The sequence below is a fragment of the Enterobacter sp. RHBSTW-00901 genome (assembly GCF_014103115.1).
Classification (GTDB): domain Bacteria; phylum Pseudomonadota; class Gammaproteobacteria; order Enterobacterales; family Enterobacteriaceae; genus Enterobacter; species Enterobacter cloacae_P.
Map to the genome: position 1 here is coordinate 1,444,424 of NZ_JABXPB010000001.1, position 14,358 is coordinate 1,458,781.

14 protein-coding genes are annotated in these 14,358 nt (G+C 55.5%); 2 read left to right on the forward strand and 12 right to left on the reverse strand.

Annotated elements, in window-relative coordinates; genetic code table 11:
• Nucleotides 1-38: 38 nt before the first annotated feature.
• From accD to pdxB, 5 genes are all read right to left on the reverse strand, one after another.
• Complete coding sequence (gene accD / locus HV318_RS06950; RefSeq protein WP_114977626.1) at nucleotides 39-944, reverse strand: acetyl-CoA carboxylase, carboxyltransferase subunit beta; 906 nt, start codon at nucleotides 942-944, stop codon at nucleotides 39-41.
• Nucleotides 945-1,098: 154 nt separating this feature from the next.
• Nucleotides 1,099-1,758, reverse strand: a complete 660-nt coding sequence (locus HV318_RS06955; RefSeq protein WP_182272161.1) for a DedA family protein — start codon at nucleotides 1,756-1,758, stop codon at nucleotides 1,099-1,101.
• Nucleotides 1,759-1,785: 27 nt separating this feature from the next.
• Nucleotides 1,786-2,598 (reverse strand): tRNA pseudouridine(38-40) synthase TruA, encoded by an 813-nt coding sequence (gene truA, locus HV318_RS06960; protein ID WP_182272162.1) that lies wholly within the window; start codon nucleotides 2,596-2,598, stop codon nucleotides 1,786-1,788.
• A complete protein-coding gene (locus HV318_RS06965) occupies nucleotides 2,598-3,611 on the reverse strand; it encodes an aspartate-semialdehyde dehydrogenase (RefSeq protein ID WP_182272163.1) in 1,014 nt (337 codons plus the stop codon). Before HV318_RS06965 ends, truA begins: the two co-directional genes overlap by 1 nt.
• A gap of 66 nt (nucleotides 3,612-3,677) precedes the next feature.
• The gene (gene pdxB, locus HV318_RS06970; RefSeq protein ID WP_182272164.1) at nucleotides 3,678-4,814 is read right to left on the reverse strand and encodes a 4-phosphoerythronate dehydrogenase PdxB; all 1,137 of its coding nucleotides are present in this window, start codon (nucleotides 4,812-4,814) and stop codon (nucleotides 3,678-3,680) included.
• 113 nt (nucleotides 4,815-4,927) lie between these two features.
• On the opposite strand from pdxB, the gene flk reads away from it, so the two are divergent.
• Nucleotides 4,928-5,932 carry a flagella biosynthesis regulator Flk gene (flk, locus tag HV318_RS06975; protein WP_182272165.1) on the forward strand — a complete coding sequence of 335 codons (1,005 nt, stop codon included), beginning with the start codon at nucleotides 4,928-4,930 and terminating at the stop codon, nucleotides 5,930-5,932.
• Between the two features lie 59 nt (nucleotides 5,933-5,991).
• Here the strand turns inward: flk and HV318_RS06980 are convergent, their stop codons facing one another.
• Nucleotides 5,992-7,170 carry an MFS transporter gene (locus HV318_RS06980; protein ID WP_182272166.1) on the reverse strand — a complete coding sequence of 393 codons (1,179 nt, stop codon included), beginning with the start codon at nucleotides 7,168-7,170 and terminating at the stop codon, nucleotides 5,992-5,994.
• Between the two features lie 209 nt (nucleotides 7,171-7,379).
• Nucleotides 7,380-8,594 carry a beta-ketoacyl-ACP synthase I gene (fabB, locus tag HV318_RS06985; RefSeq protein WP_182272167.1) on the reverse strand — a complete coding sequence of 405 codons (1,215 nt, stop codon included), beginning with the start codon at nucleotides 8,592-8,594 and terminating at the stop codon, nucleotides 7,380-7,382.
• A gap of 158 nt (nucleotides 8,595-8,752) precedes the next feature.
• Between fabB and mnmC the strand changes: the two genes are divergently transcribed.
• Nucleotides 8,753-10,750, forward strand: a complete 1,998-nt coding sequence (gene mnmC / locus HV318_RS06990) for a bifunctional tRNA (5-methylaminomethyl-2-thiouridine)(34)-methyltransferase MnmC2/FAD-dependent 5-carboxymethylaminomethyl-2-thiouridine(34) oxidoreductase MnmC1 (RefSeq protein ID WP_182272168.1) — start codon at nucleotides 8,753-8,755, stop codon at nucleotides 10,748-10,750.
• A 46-nt stretch (nucleotides 10,751-10,796) separates the two neighbouring features.
• Here the strand turns inward: mnmC and HV318_RS06995 are convergent, their stop codons facing one another.
• The 5 genes from HV318_RS06995 to aroC are packed head-to-tail and all read right to left on the reverse strand — an operon-like array spanning nucleotide 10,797 to nucleotide 14,355.
• Entirely contained in the window at nucleotides 10,797-11,075 is a 279-nt protein-coding gene (locus tag HV318_RS06995) for a YfcL family protein (RefSeq protein ID WP_182272169.1), read from the reverse strand.
• 13 nt (nucleotides 11,076-11,088) lie between these two features.
• Nucleotides 11,089-11,634, reverse strand: a complete 546-nt coding sequence (locus tag HV318_RS07000; protein WP_182272170.1) for an elongation factor P hydroxylase — start codon at nucleotides 11,632-11,634, stop codon at nucleotides 11,089-11,091.
• The gene (locus HV318_RS07005; protein ID WP_182272171.1) at nucleotides 11,634-12,443 is read right to left on the reverse strand and encodes a sulfite exporter TauE/SafE family protein; all 810 of its coding nucleotides are present in this window, start codon (nucleotides 12,441-12,443) and stop codon (nucleotides 11,634-11,636) included. Before HV318_RS07005 ends, HV318_RS07000 begins: the two co-directional genes overlap by 1 nt.
• Complete coding sequence (mepA, locus tag HV318_RS07010; protein WP_182272172.1) at nucleotides 12,443-13,267, reverse strand: penicillin-insensitive murein endopeptidase; 825 nt, start codon at nucleotides 13,265-13,267, stop codon at nucleotides 12,443-12,445. Before mepA ends, HV318_RS07005 begins: the two co-directional genes overlap by 1 nt.
• 2 nt (nucleotides 13,268-13,269) lie before the next feature.
• Nucleotides 13,270-14,355, reverse strand: coding sequence for a chorismate synthase (gene aroC, locus HV318_RS07015; protein ID WP_182272173.1), 1,086 nt, complete (start codon nucleotides 14,353-14,355; stop codon nucleotides 13,270-13,272).
• Nucleotides 14,356-14,358 lie beyond the last annotated feature (3 nt).

Below are 14,358 nucleotides of genomic sequence, written 5' to 3' on the forward strand. Positions count from 1 at the left end.
AAAAGGGCAGCGCCATCCGGCCCTGCCCTTTTCAGTTATCAGGCCTCGGGTTCCTGATCCGGTACGACTACGCCTTCGCGCGGCTCATCCGGGTTCGGCGCGGGCAGATTCATCAGCTTCGCCAGGATACTTGCCAGTTTCAGGCGCATTTCCGGGCGGCGAACGATCATATCGATAGCGCCTTTCTCAATGAGGAACTCGCTGCGCTGGAAGCCCGGCGGCAGTTTTTCACGTACGGTTTGTTCGATTACGCGAGGACCAGCAAAGCCGATCAGCGCTTTTGGTTCGGCGATGTTCAGATCGCCCAGCATCGCGAAGCTTGCAGAGACGCCACCCATTGTCGGGTCGGTCAGTACGGAGATGTACGGCAGACCGCGCTCCTGCATTTTCGCCAGCGCTGCAGAGGTTTTCGCCATCTGCATCAGGGACATCAGCGCTTCCTGCATACGCGCACCACCAGAGGCGGAGAAGCAGATCAGCGGACAGTTGTCTTCCAGTGCTTGCTCAACGGCACGCACAAAGCGAGCACCAACGACAGAGCCCATTGAGCCACCCATAAAGGAGAACTCAAACGCGGCGGCCACCACCGGCATCTCGTGCAGGGTGCCTTTCATCACAATCAGGGCGTCTTTCTCGCTGGTCTCTTTCTGCGCAGAGGCCAGACGATCTTTGTATTTCTTGGAATCACGGAACTTCAGCACGTCTTTCGGCTCAAGTTCGCTGCCCAGTTCTACCAGAGAACCTTCGTCCAGCAGGCTATGCAGGCGATTACGCGCCGACATGCGCATGTGGTGGTCACATTTCGGACACACCTCAAGATTGCGTTCCAGTTCCGCGCGGTACAGAACCTGGCCGCAGCTATCACACTTCGTCCACACCCCTTCAGGAATACTCGCTTTACGCGTCGGGGTTATGTTGCTTTTAATTCGTTCAATCCAGCTCATTGATAACCTTTCTGCCTGAACCTGGTCGTATGCCAGTTTTGCTATAAGAGGCGAATAATGCCATTTTTGCCTCCAACAGACCATGAATGTTGCACATTAAAACATAACAGCCCGAAACTTTGGATAAAAAAGTGGTCGAACCGCCAGTACGCACTTATTTCGCTTGTTTGGCTGCCGCACGTTTGTGACGAATAATCTCGATGACGCCGGGCAAAATGGAAAGCACAATAATAGCTACAATCAGTAACTTAAGGTTTTCCTGAACCACAGGGAGATCGCCAAACAGGTAGCCTGCATAGGTAAACAGCAGCACCCACAGCAATGCGCCGACAACGTTGAATGCCGCAAAGTGACGATAGGACATATGTCCCATTCCCGCCACAAACGGGGCAAATGTACGCACAATAGGCACAAATCGCGCAAGGATAATGGTCTTGCCGCCGTGGCGCTCATAAAATGCGTGGGTTTTATCTAAGTAGCTACGACGGAAAATTTTCGAGTTCGGATTACTGAATAGCCGATCGCCAAACACCCGCCCAATCGTGTAGTTGACCGCATCACCGACAATCGCAGCAATGACCATCAGCACCACCATCATATGCACATTCAGATCATTAGTTGGCAGTGCAGACAACGCACCGGCCACGAACAGCAGCGAATCTCCTGGCAGGAACGGGGTAACAACCAGCCCGGTCTCACAGAACAGAATGAGGAACAGGATGGCATAAACCCAGACGCCATACTGTGCGACCAGTTCGGCCAGGTGAACATCAATATGCAGAATAAAATCAATAAGAAAACGTATTAAATCCATATTGTTTAAACCTTAATTGCACCGTGTTTAGTCCGCCAGGAAAAGCGGGCCCATTGGCGGTTTTGGAAGTTCGAACCGTTCCGGATAATCCACCGAGACCAGATACAACCCTTCCGCTTTCGCCGTAGCTGCTGCAAGCGTTCTGTCCTTCGCCGCCAGCAGTTCTGCAATCCAGCTCTCCGGCTGGTGTCCGGCACCCACTTCCATCAGGCTGCCCACAATATTCCGAACCATATGATGTACAAAGGCATTGGCTTTGATATCCACCACCACATACGCGCCAAAACGGTTGACGTTTATGTGCATGACGTTACGCCACGGCGTGCGGGACTGACACTGCACCGCACGAAACGACGTAAAGTCATTTTCACCAATCAGACACTGCGCCGCACGATGCATACGTTCTGCATCAAGCGGTTCATAAAAATGCGTCACGCCCTGGCTTAACACCGCCGGACGCAGGCGCTGATTGTAGATAACGTAGCGGTAACGGCGCGCGGTGGCGCTGAAACGCGCATGAAAATCATCGGGGACATCTTTAACCCAACGTACCGCGATGTCTCCAGGTAAATTCGCATTAACACCCAGCGTCCACGCAGCGTCTTTGCGCATTGCGGTGGTTTCAAAGTGAACCACCTGGCCGGTACCGTGCACGCCGGCGTCCGTGCGCCCGGCGCAGAGAACGCTTATCGGCTCATTCGCCACCTGAGAGAGCGCTTTTTCCAGTTTTTCCTGAACACTGCGCACCTCATTCTGACGCTGCCAGCCATAATATTTACTGCCATCGTACTCAATACCGAGGGCAATTTTATGGACAAGCTTTTGTTCCACGTCGGACATCAGTACAGGTACTCCTGCACCAGTTTTTCCGCAATTTTGACCGCCATCAGCGCACCACCAAAGCGAACGTTGTCGGCAACCGACCAGAACTGAACCTGCTCCGGCATACCGTAATCGTTGCGTACACAGCCGACGGAAAGATGCGCACTACCGGTCGCATCGCCAACCTGGGTTGGGAACTCGCTCTCTTCAGACAGCACGATGTCTTCGCCACGGGCAAACGCATCACGCGCCTCTTCTGCCGCCAGAGGACGCAGCGCTTCAAAGCTCACCATCTGCGCATGACCGTAAAAGACGGGTGACTGCACAACGCTCGCGGAGATCATCAGACCATCATCCTGCAGAATTTTGCGGGCTTCATCGACGATACGGCGCTCTTCACGTACAGAACCCTGGTTGTCCGGCAGCAACGGCAGCATGTTGAATGCCAGCTGACGACCAAAGAAATCGTCTTCATCAATCGGGATACCATTCAGCAGCTTTGCGCTCTGCCCTGCCAGCGCATCGACAGCTTTTTTACCGTGCGCGGAAGCTGACAGCAGGCTGGTCACGGTAATACGCGACAGGCCACCGTCATCGATCAACGGTTTCAGCGCGGTAAGCAGTTGGCTGGTCAGGCTGTCCGGTACCGCAATGATGTTGCGGTTACGGTAGTCAGTCAGAACGAATGGATTCACATCCGGCACAACCAGAGGAACATCCGGCTCCATTGAGAACAGGCCGCTTAAATCAATCACCAGACAGCCCGCGTTGGTCGCTTCTTCGCAGTAAGAAGCCGTGGCCTCAACGCCCGCAGCAAAGAACGCCAGCTGCACCTGCGTCCAGTCAAATTCAGCCGCATCCTGAACCATGACGGATTTACCGCCAAAACGCAGATGTTCACCGGCGCTGTCAGTGCGCGCCAGTGCAAAAATTTCACCCACCGGGAACTGACGCTCAGCAAGGGTTTCGAGCAGGGCTTCACCCACGGCACCCGTGGCCCCCAATATGGCAATGTTCCAGCCTTCAGACATGGTGGTTACTCCAGAAATAAAAAAGCGTCCCTGCCGGAGTATCCGACAGGGAGCATTAAGAAGACATTAACGTACCGGGTGATGAACGGCGTTAAAACCCAGTTTATGCAGCAATGACGCAGCCTGGGCATCATCACAAATAACATACAGGGAAGACCATTCGCGACGTTCAAGATAATTCTTGCGCAGCTTGTCAAATTCGCCCGGAATACCCGCTGATTTACGCAGCAGCGCATCATCGCGGCGCACATCATACACCAAATGCACCAGCCTTTTCAGCGTTGCCTCGTCGAGGGGACCATGAAGGGTAATACGGCCAAATTCAGGCGCGGGTAATAGTGTATCCAGCGCCACCTGTTGCGGATGGCCGATAAAGGCGCTGTAGGCCTCAAAGACCTGGGTGGTGCCACGCGCTTTACCTTCGAGGGTATAACCCGCAATATGCGCGGTACCGACGTCCACCTTGTTAAGCAGCGCAACGTTGAGATCCGGCTCCGGCTCCCAGACGTCCAGTACCACGCTGAGATCCTGCCCTTCTTCCAGACATTTCAGCAGCGCGGCGTTATCAACCACCGGGCCACGGCAGGCATTTATCAGAATAGTGCCAGGCTTCAGACAACGGATCAGGGTTTCGTCGGCGAGGTGCAGAGACTTGTACGGCCCCTCTTTGAACAGCGGCGTGTGGAAAGTGATCACATCGCACTGCTCAACCAGCTCGTCCAGCGAACGGAAGTCACCGTCATCGCCGTTATCTTTACGCGGCGGGTCGCACAGCAACGTGCGAATACCTAATGCATCAAGGCGCTTTTGCAGGCGTCCGCCCACGTTACCCACACCGACAATACCGACAGTGCGGTCTTTCAGCGCAAAACCATCACGCTCGGCCAGCATCAACAGGGAGGAGAAAACATATTCCACAACGGCAATGGCGTTACAGCCAGGTGCAGCTGAAAAACCAATCCCCGCCTGCTTAAGCCATGTGTCATCCACATGATCCGTCCCTGCCGTTGCCGTCCCGACGAACTTAATCGCTTTGCCGGAGAGCAACGCCTCATTTACTTTAGTCACCGAGCGCACCATCAGTGCATCTGCGTCATCCAGTTCGCTTACCGGGATCGGGCGACCAGGGACAGCCTTAACGTTACCGAGGCGGCTAAACAACTCGCGCGCGTAAGGCATATTTTCATCAACGAGGATTTTCACGTCTGAGTACCTGTTTGAGAGGAAGAAAACCCATCAAGTGTGCCATAATCTCGCCGCCAGGCATATAACTATGCCGGGTTTACGCAGAGTTTTGACTTTAAGGATTTTTGACGATGCAGCCCATTTCAGGTACGCCACCGCGCCCCCCAGGCGATGGCCCCGTAACGCCCAACATCGCAGGCGAACAGCCACTTTCCACGCAACAGCGCACCGTGCTGGAGCGGTTGATCACGCGTCTGATTGCGCTGACTTCGCAGCAAAATGCGGAAGTGTGGGCCGGCGTGAAGCACGATCTGGGCGTGAGGAACGATGCACCGCTACAGTCGCGTCATTTCCCCGCTGCCGAGCAAAACCTGAACCAGCGTATTAACACCGCGCAGCAAAATCACACCACCCGCCAGATTGTCTCGCAGCTGACCGAGCTGTTAGGCCAGGGCAATAACCGCCAGGCAGTGAGTGATTTTATTCGTCAACAGTACGGCCATACTGCGCTGAGCCAGCTTACGCCGGAACAGTTGAAAACCGTGCTGACGCTGCTACAAAGCAATCAACTTTCTATTCCGCAGCCGCAGCAACGCCCGGCAACTGAACGTCCGCTGCTGCCTGCCGAGCACAACACGCTCAAGCAGATGGTGACCAAACTGGCCGCCGCCACCGGCGAGCCGACGAAGCTCATCTGGCAATCCATGCTGGAGCTTTCGGGTGTGAAAGAGGGCGAGATGATCCCGGCAAAACAGTTTGCGCATCTGGTCACCTGGCTCCAGGCACGCCAGACGCTCAGCACCCAGAATACCCCTACCCTGCATACGGTACAGGCCGCGCTGAAACAGCCGCTGGAGCCACACGAGTTTGAAACGATACGGGATTACGCTCAGCAAACCTGGCAGGCCACGCCGCAAACGGTGCTGACCACCGCGCAGGTGCAGGATTTACTGAATCAGATCTTTGTCCGCCGCACCGAGCGCGAAGGCGGTGTGCCGGAAGTGCGGAACATTCAGCCAATCTACAGCCCACTGTTTGCGCCGGTTGTGGAAACCTTCAGGACACTGTCTGCTCGTCCGGGGCTGATGTTTATTGCGTTGATGATTGCGCTGGTTATTTTCTGGCTGGTTGCGTAAAGCACCTACGGTTCATGCTTTTGTAGGCCCGGTGAGCACAGCGCCACCGGGCAGAAAAACTAAACGCTACGAAACGCGACCAGCGTTACCACAATCCCGACAACCGCAGAGACCGCCCCCGCGAGGAAGACTGACGGGTAGCCAAACGACGTGGCTAACAGTCCTGCCAGCGGTCCGGTTACCCCGTATGAGATATCCTGAAACGCTGCATAGCCGCCAAGCGCGGTACCACGTACCTGCGGGGCCACGCGCTTCACTACTTCAACACCAAGCGCCGGGAAGATTAACGAACAACCACAGCCGGTCAATGCCGCACCGAGCAGCGCAACCGACGCGACGGGGGCCTGCCACAGCAGTACCAGGCCGATCGTCTCAATCACCAGCGAAGCCACTGCCACCTTCACACCGCCAAAACGATCCGGCATCCAGCCGAACAGCACACGCATCAGCACAAACGCACCACCAAACGCGGTGAGCGTAAAACCTGCCATTGCCCAGCCACGGCTCATAAAATACAAAGAGACGAAGGTACCAATCACCGCAAAGCCTACGCCCTGGAGCGCCAAGCCCAGACCCGGCTGCCAGATTTGACCAACCACGCGCCACAGAGAAGGTCGCTCACCTTTATGCGCGGGCACTTTACGTACCGAACCATTAAACGCCCAGGCCAGCAGCGGCAGTACCATCGTGGTACCTGCCAGCGCCGCAAAACCAAACTGGCTGTGGATCAACAAACCCAGCGGCGCACCTGCCGCCAGTGCGCCATAGATGGCCATTCCGTTCCAGGACATCACCTTACCTGAACGCGTGGGGCCAACCAGCCCCATTCCCCAGGTCAGGGTGCCGGTCAGCAGTTGGCTTTCGCCGAAGCCGAGGATTAAACGCCCCACCACCAGCAGCGCAAATTTATAAGCAGTATCTACCGGCAAAAGTGCAGCCAGCAGCCATGCCCCACCCGCCAGACCGCAGGCGAACATACCCTGCAGGGCTGAGCGTTTTGCACCATGCTGATCCGCCAGACGTCCGGCGTATCCCCGGGTTAAAACCGTGGCTAAAAACTGAATACCGACAGCAACGCCGACCAGAGTGTTGCCATAGCCCAGTTCCTGGTGAACGAACAGCGGGATCACCGGCAGCGGCAAGCCCACAGTCATGTAGGTCAGGAATACCGCAAAGGCGATACGAAACAGCGAGATATTCGCTGAAGAGGGTGTTTCTGTTTGAGTGACTACAGTCATGCTTTACTCCGAAATGAAGAGTAAGGCGGGGAAATGCCACGCCCCCTCTGCCTGATTATCAGGATTAAGGTGCGTTGGTTGACGTTAAACGCTTACGCATTATCGTGATGATAATGTTGAACTCTGGAGTTTGCCTGTGAGATCAGCAGGTTGTCAATGCATAAAAAAAAGGGAGCCTGTTGGCTCCCCTTCCGAATCAAACATAAAACTTATTTCAGCTTACGCATCACCAGCGTGGCATTCGTACCGCCGAAACCGAAGCTGTTGGACATAACGGTTGTCAGCGTCGCTTCTGTTGGTTTGGTCACGATGTTCAGGCCAGCAGCCTGCTCGTCCATCTCTTCAATGTTGATACTTGGGGCGATAAAGCCGTTTTCCAGCATCAGCAGAGAGTAGATAGCTTCCTGCACGCCCGCAGCACCCAGAGAGTGACCGGTCATTGCCTTCGTTGCAGAGATTGCCGGGCTGTTGTCGCCAAACACTTCACGGATCGCACCCAGCTCTTTCACGTCGCCCACTGGTGTAGAGGTACCGTGAGAGTTCAGGTAGTCGATTGGCGTATCAACACCCTGCATCGCCATCTTCATGCAGCGCACCGCGCCTTCACCGGATGGCGCAACCATGTCAGCACCATCGGAAGTTGCGCCGTAGCCAACGATCTCAGCATAGATGTGAGCACCACGTGCCAGAGCGTGTTCCAGCTCTTCAACCACAACCATACCGCCGCCGCCTGCGATGATGAAACCATCACGGTGTGCATCATAAGTACGGGATGCTTTTTCCGGGGTTTCGTTGTACTTGGTGGACAGTGCGCCCATCGCATCGAACTCACAGGCCATTTCCCAGCCCAGCTCTTCGCCGCCGCCAGCAAATACGATGTCCTGTTTACCCAGTTGGATCTGCTCTACCGCATTACCGATGCAGTGTGCAGAAGTCGCACAGGCTGAGCTGATGGAGTAGTTCACACCGTGGATTTTGAATGGTGTTGCAAGGCACGCAGAAACCGCTGAGCCCATTGCTTTGGTCACCACGTAAGGGCCAACCGCTTTCAGACCACGCGGGCTACGCATAGCGTCAGCACCAAATACCTGCGCTTTTGAAGAGCCGCCGGAACCAGCAATCAGACCTACACGCGGGTTGTTCTGATAATCTTCTTCTTTCAGACCTGAATCCGCGATGGCTTCACGCATGGAGAGATAAGCATAAATAGAGGCATCGTTCATGAAACGAACCACTTTACGGTCAATCAAACCGGTGGTGTCCAGTTTGACATTACCCCATACGTGGCTACGCATACCTGAATCTTTAAACTCTTCAGAGAAAGTGATCCCGGAGCGTCCTTCACGCAGAGATGCCAGGACTTCCTGCTGGTTATTACCGATGCTGGAAACGATGCCCAGGCCAGTAATCACTGCACGTTTCATTCAATACCTCTGTAAGTCACACTAAAGTAAGTTTCGAGTCGCACAATAGCGTACACTTGTACGCCGAACAAGTCCGATCAGCCAATTTCTGCGGAAATTTGCACCGATGAGCTCACATCGTTAAGATCGCGCCACTGCCTGTCAGACGAGTAACTTACGTGAAACAAAACGCTATACAACCCGCCAACCTCGAATTCAACGCTGAGGGTACACCTGTTTCCCGAGATTTTGATGACGTCTATTTCTCTAATGATAACGGACTGGAAGAAACCCGTTATGTTTTCCTTGAGGGAAACCGGCTCAGCGCCCGCTTCCCCTTACACCCACGCAGCCTGTTTGTGGTGGCAGAAAGCGGGTTCGGTACCGGACTGAATTTCCTGACCCTCTGGCAAGCGTTTGACCAGTTTCACGCGGCTCACCCTGAGACTACGCTCCAAAGGTTACATTTCATCAGTTTTGAAAAATTCCCGCTCACTGCGCACGATTTGACGCTGGCTCATCAGCACTGGCCGGAACTTGCGCCGTGGGCAGAACAACTTCAGGCACAGTGGCCTCCCGCCGTCGGCGGCTGTCATCGTCTGCTGCTGGACGGCGGGCGCGTCACCCTGGACTTATGGCTGGGTGATATCAACGACCTGACCGATAAGCTTGATGATTCAATGAATCAAAGCGTGGACGCCTGGTTCCTGGACGGCTTTGCCCCTGCCAAAAACCCGGACATGTGGAGCCCACATCTCTTTGCTGCGATGGCGCGGCTGGCGCGTCCTGGTGCAACGCTCGCCACTTTTACCTCGGCAGGTTTTGTTCGCCGTGGGTTGCAGGAAGTGGGCTTTACCATGCAAAAAACCAAAGGCTTTGGCCGTAAGCGCGAGATGCTGGTCGGGGTAATGGAACAAGAGCTGACGATCCCCGCACAGGCTCCCTGGTTTGCCCGCAGCCATAGCACCGCCCGTGAAGTCGCGATCATTGGCGGAGGCATTGCCAGCGCCCTGCTCTCACTTGCACTTTTACACCGGGGCTGGCAGGTCACGCTCTACTGTGCTGACGATGCCCCGGCACAAGGTGCCTCAGGTAACCGCCAGGGGGCACTCTATCCCCTGCTCAGTGCCCACGATCCGGCACTGAGTCAGTTCTTCCCGGCGGCATTTACCTTCGCCCGTCGCCTGTATGACAGGCTACCGGTCGCGTTTGACCACGCGTGGTGCGGCGTTACGCAGCTCGGCTGGGACGAGAAGAGTCAGCAAAAAATCGCACAAATGTTGTCACTGGGGTTGCCAGAAGAGATAGCACATGCGGTGACAACACAGCAGGTCACTGAAACCGCGGGCATTGATACCGGGTGCGATGGTATTCAGTACCCGCTCGGCGGCTGGTTGTGCCCGGCTGAACTGACAACAGCGGCAATAGCCCTCGCGCAGTCACGCGGACTGGCAGTGCATTATTCCCACAAGGTTGAATCACTTAGCCGGACAGAGCACTGGAATCTGCTTTTTGCCAATGGCAAAAAGGCACAGCATGCAAGCGTAGTGCTGGCGAATGGTCATCACATCAACCAGTTTATCCAGACGGAAAAGTTACCGCTTTACCCTGTTGGCGGCCAGGTGAGCCATATACCGACGACGCCGGAGCTGGGGAAATTGCGGCAGGTGCTGTGTTACGACGGGTATCTGACACCACAAAACCCATCCAACGGCCACCACTGTATTGGTGCCAGCTACCATCGCGGCCAGACTGACATGCACTACAGCGACGCGGATCAGCAGCAAAACCGCCAGCGCCTGATCGATTGCTTCCCACAGGCTGGCTGGGCGAAAGACGTTGATGTCAACACAGGTGAAGCACGCTGTGGCGTACGCTGCGCAACACGCGATCATCTGCCGATGGCAGGTAGCGTGCCTGACTATGAAGCCACGCTCGCAGCCTATCAGGACCTCGCTGAAAACAAGGATGCCGCGGTGAGCGCACCGGTATATCCGGAGCTGTTTATGCTGGGTGGTCTGGGGTCGCGCGGATTGTGCTCGGCACCGCTGCTGGCTGAAGTATTGGCCGCACAGATGAGCGATGAGCCGATCCCACTGGACAGTACCACGCTCGCGGGACTCAACCCAAACCGGTTGTGGGTACGGAAATTGCTGAAGGGAAAAATGGTTAAGTAGAGTGCGGTATGATGCCCTCTCCCACAGGGAGAGGGCGGAAAAACCATTACTTAACGTTGGCCTGTTGGAACAGGTTTTCCCACATGCCCAGCACTAAGGACTGGTCGCGCGGAGAGAGCTCACCGGCCTGGATGGCTTTCTCCAGGCTGCGGGTGACTTCAACATGCACAGCGTCGGCAGAGTGATCGTCCCCTGTTTCAAGCTCGGCTACCGCCAGCGTCAGGTGACCACGCAGATAACCGCTGGCGAACAGCTCATCATCACTGGCGTGTTCCACCATGTCATCAATTAACGCCAGAATGCGTGATTCAAATTCTGCGATCATCTTCTTTCCTCTGTTAAAGATCTTCCGGCCACGGGAAGCATTCCGCCGTGATCTCCGGCGTATGGTAATAATTCTGTAAGGCCCTGATAAGCGTCGCAGGACGCGCCGGGATACCTTTATCAAGATATTCCATCACCTGCGCATGAACGCGGCGCTGGAACACAATACGGTCTGGCTCGAAGTCACCGTCGAGGTTGTCGCAGCTGACATTGAACGGGAAACCTGCCGCTACGCACAACAACCATTCCAGAGCCTGCGGTTTCACTTCCACGTCTTCAAACTGCCCTTGCGTCGCGGCATCGCGGCCGTCCGGGCAATACCAGTAACCGAAATCCACCAGTTCACGACGCGCTTTCCCCGCAATGCACCAGTGAGAAATCTCATGCAAGCCGCTGGCATAGAAGCCATGTGCAAAGACGATACGGTTATACGGAACCTCGTCATCAGCTGGAAGATAAATCGGTTCGTCGTCGCCTTTAATCAGACGGGTATTAAAATCACCGGCAAAACAGCCGTCGAAGACCTCAATCAGCTGTTCGTATTTATGCGTACTGTTCATTAGTTCATCCCCAACCAGTGGAGGATCTCCTGTCCGTGGCTGTCATAAAGAAGTTTGGCACTCATCACCGCCGACACCACAACAATCATTGGGCGGATCAGCTTTTGTCCTTTGCTTAACACCAGACGTGAACCTGCACGCGCCCCCAGGAATTGCCCCACCATCATCACAAAGCCGGTCGCCCAGATGACTTTGCCACCAATAATGAACAACAGCAGGCCGCCTACGTTCGAAGTCGCATTGAGTACTTTGGCATGAGCGGTCGATTTAGCGAGGTTAAATCCGGCCAGCGTCACGAACGCTAACGCGTAAAACGACCCCGCGCCGGGGCCAAAGAAGCCGTCGTAAAAGCCGACGCAGCCCCCGGCAATCAGCGCAAACGGCAGGCCATGCAGACGACGATGCCGGTCCTCTTCACCGAGCTTTGGCATCAGCAAAAAGTACAGGCCGATACAGATAACCAGAACCGGCAGGATCTGGCGCAAAATGTCAGACTGCACGTGCTGAACCAGCAGCGCACCGGTGGTTGAACCGATGAAAGTCATCAGGATATTGAGCTTCTGGTCGGCCAGGTTTACGACCTTACGGCGGATAAAATAGAGTGACGCAGAGAGCGACCCACCGCAGGCCTGAAGCTTGTTGGTGGCAAGCGCCTGAGCCGGGTTCATGCCCGCCGCCAGCAGCGCCGGAACGGTCAGTAAACCACCGCCGCCCGCCAGGGCATCAATGAACCCGGCCAGCATTGCCACAAAAAAGAGCACCACCAGCAGCAGTGGTGACACCATAAACAGATCGACGAAATTATCCATTAAAGTACATGCTCATCCAGTAGCGCCTGGCAGGAAGGCGGCAACGGAGGCGGTGTCTTCTTCTCAGGCTTAGAGGTTCCAGGTTTTGCCGGTTCAAACCAGCTTTGCAGTTCCGCGCCACAGCCATCGCCTGACGGTGGTAACGGCTGGTCTTCACATTCCAGACTGTTCGCCGGGCAGCGCAGACGAACGTGCATATGCGCACGATGCTGGAACCACGGGCGCACTTTGCGCAGCCAGTCACGGTCGGTTCCTGCATCCAGACAAAGCTGCTGCTTGATAGCCGGGTTAACAAAAATCCGCGTGACGTCATTATCTTTTGCCGCCAGCTTGATCATGCTGGAAATATCTTGTGTCCAGAGCGACGGCACAACGCTTTTGCCGTCACTCGCCACCAGATCCAGCGCCTGTGGTTTCAGCAGCTGTGCTGAACTCCAGCGACCTTTCGGCAGTTGCAGGAAGATATCGACATCCAGTCCGGTCTGGTGACTGGCATGCCCACCGTTGAAGCGACCACCGGCAGGCATTCCGATATCGCCAATCAGCATCGTTCCCAGACCCCGGTTATGCACCTGACTCCCCAGACGCTGAATAAACAGCACCAGATCCGGGTGGCCGAAGTAACGACGCTGATCGGTACGCATTACCTGGTAAGAACTGGACTGCAGAGGAAGTTCCTGCGCACCAACGATACAGCCGTTCGAAAATGCACCAATAGACTGCGCACTCCCCGACACCGGGTGGGTGATTTTTTGCCACGGCGTCGCGGCCAGACTGACTCCGCTGGCAAACAGCGCCAGCAGAGCAATTGCGGTTTTTTTCATGTTTACCAGCGTGGAATGGTGGTCGTCACATCCGCATTCTGCGCACGCTGGCGCAGGAAGTGATCCATCAGCACGATCGCCAGCATCGCTTCTGCGATCGGCACCGCGCGGATCCCCACACACGGATCGTGACGTCCTTTGGTGATCATCTCAACTTCTTCGCCAGAGCGATTAATCGTGTGACCCGGCACGGTAATGCTGGATGTCGGCTTCAGCGCAATATTGGCAACAATCTGCTGTCCACTGCTAATACCACCGAGAATACCGCCCGCATGATTACTCTGGAAACCCGCTTTGGTGATTTCGTCGCGGTTCTGGCTGCCACGAAGCTGAACCACGTCAAAACCGTCGCCAATCTCTACCCCTTTCACCGCATTGATGCTCATCAGCGCGTGCGCGATGTCGGCATCGAGGCGGTCAAATACCGGCTCACCCCAGCCTGGCGGCACGCCGTCAGCGACCACGGTCACTTTCGCACCGATGGAGTCGCCCTCTTTTTTCAGGCCACGCATCAGTTCGTCCAGTGCGTCCAGTTTGTCGGCATCGGCACAGAAGAACGGGTTTTGCTCAACCTGATCCCAGTCTTTAATGGCCAGTGGAATATCGCCCATCTGGGTCAGACAACCACGGATCACAATACCAAATTTCTGCGCCAGGTATTTTTTGGCAATCGCTCCTGCGGCCACGCGCATGGCGGTTTCGCGTGCGGAAGAACGACCACCGCCGCGATAGTCGCGAAAACCGTATTTTTGCTCATAGGTGTAGTCAGCATGGCCCGGGCGGAATACGTCTTTGATGGCACCGTAGTCCTGGGAACGCTGATCGGTATTTTCAATCAGCAGACCAATGCTGGTGCCGGTGGTGCGGCCTTCAAAAACGCCTGAAAGAATTTTGACCTGGTCCGGCTCGCGACGCTGCGTGGTGTAGCGAGAGGTGCCCGGACGACGACGGTCGAGGTCGTGCTGTAAATCTGCTTCGGTCAGTTCGATGCCTGGCGGTACGCCATCAACGATACAGCCCAGTGCCAACCCGTGCGACTCACCAAAGGTGGTCACGCGGAATAACTGTCCAATACTGTTTCCTGCCATCAC

What these genes read in the sequence shown, in the direction of transcription:
- accD (WP_114977626.1), bottom strand. Translation starts at nt 944, where the DNA reads ATGAGCTGGATTGAACGAATTAAAAGCAACATAACCCCGACGCGTAAA.
- HV318_RS06955 (WP_182272161.1), bottom strand. Translation starts at nt 1,758, where the DNA reads ATGGATTTAATACGTTTTCTTATTGATTTTATTCTGCATATTGATGTT.
- truA (WP_182272162.1), bottom strand. Translation starts at nt 2,598, where the DNA reads ATGTCCGACGTGGAACAAAAGCTTGTCCATAAAATTGCCCTCGGTATT.
- HV318_RS06965 (WP_182272163.1), bottom strand. Translation starts at nt 3,611, where the DNA reads ATGTCTGAAGGCTGGAACATTGCCATATTGGGGGCCACGGGTGCCGTG.
- flk (WP_182272165.1), top strand. Translation starts at nt 4,928, where the DNA reads ATGCAGCCCATTTCAGGTACGCCACCGCGCCCCCCAGGCGATGGCCCC.
- HV318_RS06980 (WP_182272166.1), bottom strand. Translation starts at nt 7,170, where the DNA reads ATGACTGTAGTCACTCAAACAGAAACACCCTCTTCAGCGAATATCTCG.
- fabB (WP_182272167.1), bottom strand. Translation starts at nt 8,594, where the DNA reads ATGAAACGTGCAGTGATTACTGGCCTGGGCATCGTTTCCAGCATCGGT.
- HV318_RS06995 (WP_182272169.1), bottom strand. Translation starts at nt 11,075, where the DNA reads ATGATCGCAGAATTTGAATCACGCATTCTGGCGTTAATTGATGACATG.
- HV318_RS07000 (WP_182272170.1), bottom strand. Translation starts at nt 11,634, where the DNA reads ATGAACAGTACGCATAAATACGAACAGCTGATTGAGGTCTTCGACGGC.
- HV318_RS07005 (WP_182272171.1), bottom strand. Translation starts at nt 12,443, where the DNA reads ATGGATAATTTCGTCGATCTGTTTATGGTGTCACCACTGCTGCTGGTG.
- mepA (WP_182272172.1), bottom strand. Translation starts at nt 13,267, where the DNA reads ATGAAAAAAACCGCAATTGCTCTGCTGGCGCTGTTTGCCAGCGGAGTC.
- aroC (WP_182272173.1), bottom strand. Translation starts at nt 14,355, where the DNA reads ATGGCAGGAAACAGTATTGGACAGTTATTCCGCGTGACCACCTTTGGT.